Raw genomic sequence first — 12,027 nt, 5'->3', positions numbered from 1 at the left:
TGTCTAGCAGGGGGAACACCAGGTGAGCACGGGGACTTCGACAGGTTTCTGCCGAATCACCATCGCAGCGCCGGACAGCCGTGTAGATGTCGCGCTGCCGGAGGACCTGCCGATCCAGGACCTCTTTCCTGAGATCATCAGGCTCTCGGGCCTGGTTCAGTCGGACACCGGTCCTTCCGGTTACCACCTTGTGACCCGCGAGGGTCAAGTGCTCGACGCGAGCCGCTCGTTGCTCGAGCACCGGGTCAGGGACGGTGAGGTGCTGCTGCTGCGGACCTTCGCCGACTCGCTGCCGCCGGCCGTGCACGACGACGTGGTGGACGCGATCGCCGCCGCGGTGAAGCAGGACCTGCGCAGCTGGAACGACAACCTGATGCGGCTCGCCGGTCTGGTCGCCGGATCGCTGCTGCTGGTCATGCTCGGCTTCGTCTTCTGGTTCGCGGACCCGATCCGGCACGACATGCACGGTCTGCAGGGCATCCTCGCCGGCGTGACCGCGCTCGCCCTGACGGCGCTCGCCGGCGTGCGGGCCCGGGTCTACGAGGACCGCGGCTCCGCCGTCGCGCTCGGCATCTCGGCGCTGCCGCACGCGCTCATCGCGGGCTCCGGCGTCATTCCCCAGGACGCGGGCGAGGGCCCCGGAAGGCTCCAGTTCCTCGTCGGCTGTGTCGCCGTCCTGCTGCTCTCCGTCGTACTGATCATGCTGCTGCCGCAGGGCGACGCCCCGTTCGTGGCCGCCGCGCTCGCCTCCGCGATCGGCACGCTCGCCGTGTTCTGCGGTGTCCTCACCGAGGCCCAGCCGCGGGAGATCGCCGCCGGCACCTCGGTCGTCGCCCTGGCGGTCGTCGGCTTCCTGCCCGGCTGGTCCGCCCGCTTCGCCAAGCTGCCGATCGGCTTCCGCAACCCCGAGGACCTCGCCCGGGCCCGTCGCGAGGGCCACGAGGGCGACCTCGAGGCGGTCGACGTCCAGCGCATCGTCGCCCAGACCAGCCGTGGCCACGAACTGCTGCTCGGCCTGGTCGGCGGCTGCGCCGCGGTCATCATCGGCGCGGGCGGCGCGGTGCTCGGCTTCAGCGACAGCGGCTGGGCCCAGCTGCTGGCCCTGTGCGCCGGCCTCGCCGCCATGCTGCGGGCCCGTCTGTTCCGCTACACCGCCCAGGTCACCTGCCTCTTCGTGGCCGGTGTCGTCACGCTCGGCCTGCTGGTCCTCGGCCTCGCGATCTCGCCGCCTGCCGATGTCGTCATGGAGCTGCTCCAGGGCAACTCCGGCCCGGTCGACGTCCGCACCCTGTGGCTCGGCGCCTCCGTCGGCGCCGGTGTGCTGCTGCTGATCGCGATCGCCCTGATCGTGCCGCAGAAGGGGCTCTCCCCCTTCTGGGGCCGCATGCTGGACCTCGCCGACTCGCTGGTGCTGCTCTCCCTGATCCCGATCTGCCTGGCCGTCCTCGACGTCTACGGCAAGGTCCGCGGCGGCGTCTGACCCGCGGCGGGGCCCCGGATACCGCCTGTCAAGAGCGTGCCCGGGTGCTGGTACGCTGTGTGACGGCCGTTTGTGTACGCGCCTCCGGGGCCACCTGGAGGACGCGCCCAGCGGATCCCCGCCTCCCGAGTCACGGAAGCTCCCCTGAGAAGTGGACCAGGGGCACTCGGTGGCAATCAGAGACTACGAGGAGTACACGTGTCGCTCGACACCGCCACGAAGAAGCAGATCATCGCCGAGTTCGGTACCAAGGAGGGCGACACCGGCTCCCCCGAGGTCCAGGTCGCCATGCTCTCGCGTCGCATCTCGGACCTGACCGAGCACCTCAAGACCCACAAGCACGACCACCACTCGCGCCGTGGCCTGCTGATCCTCGTCGGTCAGCGTCGCCGCCTTCTCCAGTACCTGGCGAAGAAGGACATCCAGCGCTTCCGTACGCTGGTCGACCGCCTCGGCATCCGCCGCGGTGCGGCGGGCGCCAAGTAAGACGCCGTGAAGGGAGCGGTTCCCACTCTTAGGGGGCCGCTCCCTTTGCTGTACGTGCGGAGTGTCACCGCCCCTTTGTAGTGTGGTAGCACAACGCAACACCACGAGGAGAAGTGCGCCTCCCAGCCGCCGGTCCTCGGTAGTGGCCCCCGGGCAATGCGAACCCGGGTGCTTCGATCGAAGACCGGCCCGCACCAGATGGAGCGCTTCTCCGCACACGTCCCCCCGCCACACGGGCGGATCGGGACAAAAGACGTAACGCAGACGAAAAGTAACGGAGAAAACGCTAGTGGAGAACGAGACCCACTACGCCGAGGCCGTCATCGACAACGGCTCCTTCGGCACCCGCACCATCCGCTTCGAGACGGGCCGCCTGGCCAAGCAGGCCGCCGGTTCCGCCGTGGCGTACCTGGACGACGACACCATGGTGCTGTCGGCCACCACCGCCTCCAAGAACCCCAAGGACCAGCTCGACTTCTTCCCCCTGACGGTGGACGTCGAGGAGCGGATGTACGCCGCCGGCAAGATCCCCGGCAGCTTCTTCCGCCGTGAGGGCCGCCCCTCCGAGGACGCGATCCTCACCTGCCGCCTGATCGACCGCCCGCTGCGCCCGTCCTTCAAGAAGGGCCTTCGCAACGAGATCCAGGTCGTCGCCACGATCATGGCGCTCAACCCCGACCACCTGTACGACGTCGTGGCGATCAACGCCGCGTCCGCGTCCACGCAGCTGGCCGGTCTGCCCTTCTCCGGCCCGATCGGCGGCGTCCGCGTCGCGCTGATCCGCGGCCAGTGGGTGGCGTTCCCGACGCACAGCGAGCTCGAGGACGCCGTCTTCGACATGGTCGTCGCGGGCCGCACCCTGGAGGACGGCGACGTCGCGATCATGATGGTCGAGGCCGAGGCCACCGAGGGGACCATCAAGCTGGTCCAGGGTGGCGCCGAGGCCCCGACCGAGGAGGTCGTCGCCGCCGGTCTGGACGCCGCGAAGCCCTTCATCAAGGTGCTCTGCAAGGCCCAGGCCGACCTCGCCGCGAAGGCCGCCAAGCCGACCGGCGAGTTCCCGATCTTCCTCGACTACCAGGACGACGTCCTGGAGGCGCTCTCCGCCGCCGTCCGCCCGGAGCTCGCCTCCGCGCTGACCATCGCCGGCAAGCAGGAGCGCGAGTCCGAGCTGGACCGCGTCAAGGCGCTCGCCGCCGAGAAGCTCCTGCCGGAGTTCGAGGGCCGCGAGAAGGAGATCTCCGCCGCGTACCGCTCGCTCACCAAGCAGCTGGTCCGCGAGCGCGTGATCAAGGAGAAGAAGCGCATCGACGGCCGCGGTGTCACCGACATCCGCACCCTGGCCGCCGAGGTCGAGGCCATCCCGCGCGTGCACGGCTCCGCGGTGTTCGAGCGTGGCGAGACCCAGATCCTGGGCGTCACCACGCTGAACATGCTCCGTATGGAGCAGCAGCTGGACACGCTGTCGCCGGTGACGCGCAAGCGCTACATGCACAACTACAACTTCCCGCCGTACTCCACCGGTGAGACCGGCCGTGTCGGCTCCCCGAAGCGCCGCGAGATCGGCCACGGTGCGCTCGCCGAGCGCGCCCTCGTGCCGGTCCTGCCGACGCGCGAGGAGTTCCCCTACGCGATCCGCCAGGTCTCCGAGGCGCTGAGCTCCAACGGCTCGACGTCCATGGGCTCGGTCTGCGCCTCCACCATGTCGCTGCTGAACGCCGGTGTGCCGCTGAAGGCCCCCGTCGCCGGTATCGCCATGGGCCTGATCTCCCAGGAGATCGAGGGCGAGACGCACTACGTCACCCTCACCGACATCCTCGGTGCGGAGGACGCCTTCGGCGACATGGACTTCAAGGTCGCCGGCACCAAGGAGTTCGTGACCGCCCTCCAGCTCGACACCAAGCTGGACGGCATCCCGGCCTCCGTCCTGGCCGCCGCTCTGAAGCAGGCCCGTGACGCCCGCCTCCACATCCTCGACGTGATGATGGAAGCGATCGACACGCCGGACGAGATGTCCCCGAACGCGCCGCGGATCATCACCGTGAAGATCCCGGTCGACAAGATCGGCGAGGTCATCGGCCCCAAGGGCAAGATGATCAACCAGATCCAGGAGGACACCGGCGCCGAGATCACGATCGAGGACGACGGCACGATCTACATCGGTGCCGCCGACGGCCCGGCCGCCGAGGCCGCCCGCACCACGATCAACGGCATCGCCAACCCGACGATGCCCGAGGTCGGCGAGCGCTACCTGGGCACGGTCGTGAAGACGACGACGTTCGGCGCCTTCGTCTCCCTGCTCCCCGGCAAGGACGGTCTGCTGCACATCTCGCAGATCCGCAAGCTCGCCGGCGGCAAGCGCGTGGAGAACGTCGAGGACGTCCTCGGCGTGGGCCAGAAGGTCCAGGTCGAGATCGCCGAGATCGACTCCCGCGGCAAGCTCTCCCTGATCCCCGTGATCGAGGGCGAGGAAGGGGCCGAGGCCTCCGAGGACAAGAAGGACGACTCCGACAAGTGACGTCGAGTAGCTCCATGGCGACGGCCCGCACCTCCTCGGAGGCGCGGGCCGTTGCCCGTACCCAAACCCTGATCAAGGGCGAGAACGGCATCGGCACAGTCCGCAAGACCACCCTCCCGGGCGGCCTGCGCATCGTCACCGAGACCCTGCCCTCGGTCCGCTCCGCCACCTTCGGCATCTGGGCGCACGTCGGCTCCCGCGACGAGACGCCGGCCCTGAACGGCGCCACCCACTATCTGGAGCACCTGCTCTTCAAGGGCACCACCCGCAGGTCCGCCCTGGACATCTCATCCGCGCTCGACGCCGTCGGCGGCGAGATGAACGCGTTCACGGCGAAGGAGTACACGTGCTACTACGCGCGCGTGCTCGACACCGACCTGCCGCTCGCCATAGACGTCGTCTGCGACATGCTGACGGGCTCCCTCATCCTCGAAGAGGACGTCAACGTCGAGCGGGGCGCGATCCTCGAAGAGATCGCCATGACCGAGGACGACCCGGGCGACTGCGTGCACGACCTGTTCGCGCACACGATGTTCGGCGACAACCCCCTCGGCCGCCCGGTCCTCGGCACGGTCGACACCGTCAACGCCCTCACCGCCGACCGCATCCGCCGCTTCTACAAGAAGCACTACGACCCCACCCACCTGGTCGTGGCCGCCGCGGGCAACATCGACCACAACAAGGTCGTACGACAGGTCCGCGCGGCCTTCGACAAGGCCGGCGCCTTCAAGAACGGTGACGCCACACCCATCGGGCCGCGCGACGGACGCCGCACCATCCGCGCCGCGGGCCGGGTCGAACTGATCGGCCGCAAGACCGAGCAGGCCCATGTCGTCCTCGGCATGCCCGGCCTGTCCCGCACGGACGACCGCCGCTGGGCGCTGGGCGTCCTGAACACGGCCCTCGGCGGCGGCATGTCGTCCCGCCTGTTCCAGGAGGTCCGCGAGAAGCGCGGCCTGGCCTACAGCGTGTACTCGTACACCTCGGGCTTCGCCGACTGCGGGCTGTTCGGCGTGTACGCGGGCTGCAGGCCCTCGCAGGTCCACGACGTGCTGAAGATCTGCCGCGACGAACTCGACCAGGTTGCCGAACACGGCCTGTCCGACGACGAGATCGACCGCGCCATCGGCCAGCTCCGCGGCTCCACCGTCCTCGGCCTGGAGGACACCGGTGCGCTGATGAACCGAATCGGCAAGAGCGAGCTGTGCTGGGGCGAGCAGATGTCCGTCGACGACATGCTGTCCCGGATTGCGGCCGTGACCCCGGACGACGTCCGCGCGGTCGCCCGCGAGGTCCTCGGACAGCGGCCCTCGCTGTCGGTCATCGGCCCGCTGAAGGACAAGCAGGCGGCCCGTCTGAACGACGCCGTCGCCTGACCCGTCCACTCCCGGAACATCCGACGCGGAACATCCGACGTAAGGAAGCAAGGAAGATGAGCAAGCTGCGCGTGGCGGTCCTCGGTGCCAAGGGCCGTATCGGCTCCGAAGCGGTACGGGCCGTCGAGGCCGCCGAGGACATGGAGCTGGTCGCCGCCCTGAGCCGGGGCGACAAGCTGGAGGCCCTGGCGGAGACCGGCGCCCAGGTCGCCGTCGAACTGACCACGCCGGACTCGGTGATGGACAACCTCGACTACTGCGTACGGCACGGAATCCACGCCGTCGTCGGTACGACGGGCTGGACCGACGAGCGCCTCGCGCAACTGAAGGCCTGGCTGGCCGAGTCCCCGGAGACCGGCGTGCTCATCGCGCCGAACTTCTCCATCGGGGCCGTCCTGACGATGAAGTTCGCGCAGATCGCCGCGCCCTACTTCGAGTCGGTCGAGGTCGTCGAGCTGCACCACCCGAAGAAGGTCGACGCCCCGAGCGGTACGGCCACGCGCACGGCCCAGCTCATCGCCGAGGCCCGCCGCGCCGCCGGTACCGCCCCCGCGCCGGACGCCACGGAGACGGCCCTCGACGGCGCGCGAGGTGCCAGCGTCGACGGGATCCCGGTGCACGCGGTCCGCCTGCGCGGTCTGCTGGCCCACCAGGAGGTCCTGCTCGGCGGCGAGGGCGAGACCCTGACCGTCCGCCACGACTCCCTCCACCACAGCAGCTTCATGCCGGGCATCCTGCTCGGCTCCCGCCGCGTGGTGACCACTCCGGGCCTGACCTTCGGCCTGGAGCACTTCCTGGACCTTGGCTGAGGCTCACAGATGCGCGCGAAGATCTCCTACCTCATAACGGCCGCCGTCCTGGTCGTCTACTTTGTCCTGGTCGGCAGTCGTGGCGTGCTGCTCATCCGGTCCGGCACGGTCCTCACCGTCACCTTCGGTGTGGCGGTGCTGATCCTGCCGGTGATCGGCCTGTGGTTCCTGTGGAAGAACACTCAGTTCGTCCGCAGGGCCAACGCGCTGGCCGCCGAACTCGACGCCGAGGGCGCCCTGCCCGTCGACGAACTGAAGCGCACCCCCAGCGGCCGTATCGACCGCGACTCGGCCGACGAGGTCTTCGCCAGGCGCAGGGCCGAGACGGAAGCCGCCCCCAACGACTGGCGCAGCTGGTTCCGCCTGGCCGTCGCCTACCACGACGCCCGTGACACCCCGCGCGCCCGCAAGGCCATGCAACGCGCCATCGCCCTCCACGACGGCAGGACCGTCGAGGCCTGAGCCCTACGACGACTGCACAGCCGTAAGCCGAAGGGGCCGGCCCGCACTTGCTGCGGACCGGCCCCTTCGGCTCACTCGGCTCAATCAGCCCTGCGTGTTCTCCGCGGCCCAGGCCTCGACCGCGTCGGTGGCCCGGTCGAACGCCTCGACCCGGGCCAAGAAGTCCGCGTTGTGCGTGGTCATCAGCGTCGGCATGTCATCCGCCGCACGGTCGCGACATACGAGCGTCAGCGCCTGTCCCTGCACCGTGCGCGGCAGCCCCAGCCAGCGCACCGGCTGCTGCACCGTCCGCACGGCGACGACCTGCTGCCAGGGCACCGTACGCGTGGCGAAGAACCTCACCTGGCGCAGCCCGCTCGCGCTCACCCACACGCCCATGCGCAGCAGCCTCAGGGCTCCCGCGATGACCGCCAGCGCGATGCCGAAGACGACCGCGGCCTCGGTCACCGTGCCCGTCAGGGCGATGATGACCGCGGCGAACAGGACGTACGAGGCGAGCAGCAGCCACAGTGCGGCCACGCCCACGCGTACCGGCCCGGGCCGGTAGGGGCGCCGCCAGCGGTCGAGGTCGTCGAAGGGCAGCGCGACGTCGTCGGCTGTCTCGAATGCGCGGTCGGCCGTCAGGAAGGGCAGGGGCACGGCTGGTCCTCACTCGTTCCATGCATGGGCTGTGCCCGGTGAGGCTATCGACCTGTGTCCCCACTCACCACCCTTGGGGGTCCGATGGAGTCAGCGCCCCTGGGAGGCCTGGGACTGCTGAGTCTGCGCCCCGGTGTCGGTGGACAACGCGGGCGTGCCCACCACCAGCGAGCCGGCGAGCCCGGCGACGATGGTGAGCCCCAGCAGCCATCGCCCGGCCATCTGGCCGACGGACGCCCGCTCACGGGGTGGGGGAGTGACATTGCTGCGGAACCTGTCGGCCTCGGCGAGAAAGGCGAACGGAACGGGCTCACGCCGACGGAACATGGAGGGTGCGTCCCCCTTCGGGATCGAACGAATCACTTTCATCAACACAGACGAGCGAGTGCCCCAAAAGGTGCCCGGTTTCACCGACTTCCTTCGGTCACGACGGCGAACGTCCCGTTTGGTGGGACGTAGAGTGGCGTCGCCAAGAGACGAGATGGGAAGGACCCTCCGAACCGTGACCCCCACCCCCGACGACGATTTCAAGATCGATCTGCGCAGCGACGTCACCGTCGAACTGGTCAAACACAGCGCGGCCGACTCCGACGTGCTGTTCGCGGCCCGGGTGTCGACCGTCGGGGAGCAGTCCCTGGACGAGTTGAACAAGGATCCGGAGCGTTCGAAGGGCCTGATCAACTACCTCATGCGGGACCGGCACGGCAGCCCGTTCGAGCACAACTCCATGACGTTCTTCGTCAGCGCCCCGATCTTCGTCTTCCGCGAGTTCATGCGGCACCGCGTCGGGTGGTCGTACAACGAGGAATCCGGCCGGTACCGGGAGCTGCAGCCGGTGTTCTACGTGCCGGACACCTCGCGCAAGCTCGTGCAGCAGGGCCGCCCGGGCAAGTACGTCTTCGTCGAGGGCACCCCGGAGCAGCACGACTTCGTGCAGCACGCCATGGAGGAGTCGTACCGCGAGGCGTACCGGACCTACCAGGAGATGCTCGCGCAGGGCGTCGCCCGCGAGGTCGCCCGCGCGGTCCTCCCGGTCGGGCTCTTCTCCTCGATGTACGCCACTTGCAACGCCCGCTCCCTGATGCACTTCCTCGGCCTGCGCACCCAGCACGAGCTGGCCAAGGTCCCGTCCTTCCCGCAGCGGGAGATCGAGATGGTCGGCGAGAAGATGGAGGAGGCGTGGGCCGAGCTCATGCCGCTCACCCACGCGGCCTTCAATGCCAACGGCCGCGTGGCGCCGTAAGGCACAGGCGTTCCCCGGACCCGGCGCGGCCGCATGGGCCAGCCGCATGAAGTGTCCGTATTGCGGCATTTAGAGAAGTTCATCTAGCCTGATCAAACGGACCCGGCACTGCTTGAACCCCCGAGCAGGCAGTGCCGGGCTCCTTATTTGTCCTGACTTTCCCGCACCCCCCTAGGGCAGACCAGGCCGTGCGCAACGAGTAGCGTGTAACCCATGGCTCCGACCTCCACTCCGCAGACCCCCTTCGGGCGGGTCCTCACCGCCATGATCACGCCCTTCACGGCGGACGGCGCACTTGATCTCGACGGCGCGCAGCGGCTCGCCACGCACCTGGTGGACGCAGGCAACGACGGCCTGATCATCAACGGCACCACCGGCGAGTCGCCCACCACCAGCAATGCGGAGAAATCGGAACTGGTACGAGCCGTACTGGAGGCCGTCGGCGACCGGGCCCACGTCGTGGCCGGCGTCGGCACCAACGACACCCGCCACAGCCTCGAGCTGGCCCGGGCGGCGGAGAAGGTGGGCGCACACGGCCTCCTGGTCGTAACGCCCTACTACAACAAGCCCCCGCAGGAGGGCCTGTACCGGCACTTCAAGGCCATCGCCGACGTCACCGAGCTGCCGGTCATGCTCTACGACATCCCCGGCCGCAGCGGCGTCCCGATCAGCACCGAGACGATCGTCCGCCTCGCCGAGCACCCGCGGATCGTCGCCAACAAGGACGCCAAGGGCGACCTCGGCCGCGCGAGCTGGGCCATCGCGCGCTCCGGCCTCGCCTGGTACTCCGGCGACGACATGCTGAACCTGCCGCTGCTCTCCGTGGGCGCGGTCGGCTTCGTGTCGGTCGTCGGCCACGTGGTCACCCCCGACCTGCGCGCGCTCGTGGAGGCGTACACCTCGGGCGACGTCCAGAAGGCCACGGAGATCCACCAGAAGCTGCTCCCGGTCTACACCGGCATGTTCCGCACCCAGGGCGTCATGACCACCAAGGCCGCGCTCACCCTCCAGGGCCTGCCCGCGGGGCCGCTGCGCGCACCGATGGCCGAGTGCTCACCCGAGGAGATCGAGCAGCTCAAGATCGATCTTGCCGCAGGCGGGGTACAGCTCTAACACCAGACTTCGCGCTCCGGGCGCGCACAACACACTTCACAACTGAATACGCGGGCCACCGGTGCCCGCACCCCACAACGACAACTGCTTCTGCACGAACGTCACGCGCGCCACGTGCCCAACCGGTACGTGGCGTGCGTGGTGAGGAGAGTCTTTTGAGTCATCCGCATCCTGAACTCGGCACGCCGCCGCCGCTCCCCGAGGGCGGCCTGCGCGTCACCCCGCTCGGCGGCCTCGGTGAGATCGGCCGAAACATGACGGTCTTCGAATACGGCGGCCGCCTACTGATCGTCGACTGCGGAGTGCTCTTCCCCGAGGAGGAGCAGCCCGGAATCGACCTGATCCTCCCGGACTTCTCGTCCATCCGGGACCGCCTCGACGACATCGAGGGCATCGTCCTCACGCACGGCCACGAGGACCACATCGGTGCAGTCCCGTTCCTGCTCCGCGAGAAGCCGGACATCCCGCTGATCGGCTCCAAGCTGACCCTCGCTCTCATCGAGGCGAAGCTCCAGGAGCACCGGATCCGCCCGTACACCCTTGAGGTGAAGGAGGGGAACCGCGAGCGCATCGGCCCCTTCGACTGCGAGTTCGTCGCGGTCAACCACTCCATTCCGGACGCCCTCGCGGTGGCCATCCGCACGCCCGCCGGCATGGTGGTCCACACAGGCGACTTCAAGATGGACCAGCTCCCGCTGGACAACCGCCTGACCGACCTGCACGCGTTCGCCCGGCTGAGCGAGGAAGGCATCGACCTCCTCCTCTCCGACTCCACGAACGCTGAGGTCCCGGGCTTCGTCCCGCCCGAGCGGGACATCTCCAACGTCCTGCGCCAGGTCTTCGCGAACGCCCGCAAGCGGATCATCGTGGCGAGCTTCGCCAGCCACATCCACCGCATCCAGCAGATCCTGGACGCGGCCCACGAGTACGGCCGCCGGGTCGCCTTCGTCGGCCGCTCGATGGTCCGCAACATGGGCATCGCCAGGGACCTGGGCTACCTGAAGGTCCCCCCGGGCCTGGTGGTGGACATCAAGACACTGGACGACCTCCCGGATCACGAGGTCGTGCTGGTCTGCACGGGCTCCCAGGGCGAACCGATGGCCGCCCTGTCCCGCATGGCCAACAGGGACCACCAGATCCGGATCGTCCAGGGCGACACGGTGATCCTGGCGTCCTCCCTGATCCCCGGCAACGAGAACGCGGTCTACCGCGTCATCAACGGCCTGACCCGCTGGGGCGCGAACGTCGTCCACAAGGGCAACGCCAAGGTGCACGTCTCGGGCCACGCGTCCGCCGGCGAGCTCCTGTACTTCTACAACATCTGCCGCCCGAAGAACCTGATGCCGGTGCACGGCGAATGGCGCCACCTGCGCGCCAACGCCGAACTGGGCGCCCTGACCGGCGTCCCGCACGACCGCATCGTCATCGCCGAGGACGGCGTCGCCGTCGATCTCATCGAGGGCAAGGCAAAGATCTCCGGCAAGGTCCAGGCCGGGTACGTGTACGTCGACGGCCTCTCGGTCGGTGACGTGGGCGAGCCGGCCCTCAAGGACCGCAAGATCCTGGGCGACGAGGGCATCATCTCCGTGTTCGTGGTGATGGACTCCTCGACCGGCAAGATCACGGGCGGCCCGCACATCCAGGCCCGCGGCTCCGGCATCGAGGACTCCGCCTTCGGCGACGTCATCCCGAAGATCACGGAGACGCTGGAGCGGTCGGCCCAGGACGGCGTGGTCGAACCCCACCAGCTGCAGCAGCTCGTGCGCCGGACCCTGGGCAAGTGGGTCTCGGACACCTACCGCCGCAGGCCGATGATCCTCCCTGTCGTCGTGGAGGTCTGACGGTCCGTCGGGCGCTGAACCGTGCGAACCCGGAGCGGGGCGCCTCGATTTGCATCGAGG

General features: G+C 69.0%; 11 protein-coding genes. 9 read left to right on the top strand and 2 right to left on the bottom strand.

All coding sequences use genetic code 11. From position 1 onward, the window contains the following. Window positions 1–22 precede the first annotated feature (22 nt). From eccD to ACWGDB_RS16215, 6 genes are all read left to right on the top strand, one after another. Complete coding sequence (gene eccD / locus ACWGDB_RS16240) at window positions 23–1,480, top strand: type VII secretion integral membrane protein EccD (protein ID WP_453823042.1); 1,458 nt, start codon at window positions 23–25, stop codon at window positions 1,478–1,480. 198 nt (window positions 1,481–1,678) lie between these two features. Next, window positions 1,679–1,966 carry a 30S ribosomal protein S15 gene (rpsO, locus tag ACWGDB_RS16235; RefSeq protein WP_190076129.1) on the top strand — a complete coding sequence of 96 codons (288 nt, stop codon included), beginning with the start codon at window positions 1,679–1,681 and terminating at the stop codon, window positions 1,964–1,966. A gap of 289 nt (window positions 1,967–2,255) precedes the next feature. After that, window positions 2,256–4,484: a polyribonucleotide nucleotidyltransferase gene (locus ACWGDB_RS16230; RefSeq protein ID WP_427839629.1), complete on the top strand. Its 2,229-nt coding sequence runs from the start codon at window positions 2,256–2,258 to the stop codon at window positions 4,482–4,484. Beyond that, window positions 4,481–5,860: a M16 family metallopeptidase gene (locus ACWGDB_RS16225; protein ID WP_453823041.1), complete on the top strand. Its 1,380-nt coding sequence runs from the start codon at window positions 4,481–4,483 to the stop codon at window positions 5,858–5,860. Before ACWGDB_RS16230 ends, ACWGDB_RS16225 begins: the two co-directional genes overlap by 4 nt. 56 nt (window positions 5,861–5,916) lie before the next feature. Continuing rightward, window positions 5,917–6,669 carry a 4-hydroxy-tetrahydrodipicolinate reductase gene (gene dapB, locus ACWGDB_RS16220; protein WP_383607275.1) on the top strand — a complete coding sequence of 251 codons (753 nt, stop codon included), beginning with the start codon at window positions 5,917–5,919 and terminating at the stop codon, window positions 6,667–6,669. Between the two features lie 9 nt (window positions 6,670–6,678). Continuing rightward, window positions 6,679–7,131 (top strand): hypothetical protein, encoded by a 453-nt coding sequence (locus tag ACWGDB_RS16215; protein WP_453823040.1) that lies wholly within the window; start codon window positions 6,679–6,681, stop codon window positions 7,129–7,131. 84 nt (window positions 7,132–7,215) lie between these two features. On the opposite strand, the gene ACWGDB_RS16210 is transcribed toward ACWGDB_RS16215, so the two are convergent. Together ACWGDB_RS16210 and ACWGDB_RS16205 are read right to left on the bottom strand one after the other, a co-directional pair. After that, the gene (locus ACWGDB_RS16210) at window positions 7,216–7,770 is read right to left on the bottom strand and encodes a PH domain-containing protein (RefSeq protein WP_453823039.1); all 555 of its coding nucleotides are present in this window, start codon (window positions 7,768–7,770) and stop codon (window positions 7,216–7,218) included. Between the two features lie 90 nt (window positions 7,771–7,860). Beyond that, a complete protein-coding gene (locus tag ACWGDB_RS16205) occupies window positions 7,861–8,097 on the bottom strand; it encodes a hypothetical protein (RefSeq protein ID WP_383607273.1) in 237 nt (78 codons plus the stop codon). Between the two features lie 175 nt (window positions 8,098–8,272). Here ACWGDB_RS16205 and thyX point away from each other — a divergent pair, with 175 nt between their 5' ends. The 3 genes from thyX to ACWGDB_RS16190 all read left to right on the top strand — a co-directional run bounded on the left by thyX (window position 8,273) and on the right by ACWGDB_RS16190 (window position 11,967). Continuing rightward, window positions 8,273–9,013 carry an FAD-dependent thymidylate synthase gene (gene thyX, locus ACWGDB_RS16200; protein ID WP_383607272.1) on the top strand — a complete coding sequence of 247 codons (741 nt, stop codon included), beginning with the start codon at window positions 8,273–8,275 and terminating at the stop codon, window positions 9,011–9,013. A 213-nt stretch (window positions 9,014–9,226) separates the two neighbouring features. Further along, window positions 9,227–10,126, top strand: a complete 900-nt coding sequence (gene dapA, locus ACWGDB_RS16195; protein WP_453823038.1) for a 4-hydroxy-tetrahydrodipicolinate synthase — start codon at window positions 9,227–9,229, stop codon at window positions 10,124–10,126. A 155-nt stretch (window positions 10,127–10,281) separates the two neighbouring features. Beyond that, window positions 10,282–11,967: a ribonuclease J gene (locus tag ACWGDB_RS16190; protein ID WP_383607270.1), complete on the top strand. Its 1,686-nt coding sequence runs from the start codon at window positions 10,282–10,284 to the stop codon at window positions 11,965–11,967. Window positions 11,968–12,027: the final 60 nt, after the last annotated feature.

It is taken from the genome of Streptomyces sp. NPDC055013, assembly GCF_053608645.1.
This window is presented reverse-complemented; position numbering and strand designations above follow the sequence as displayed.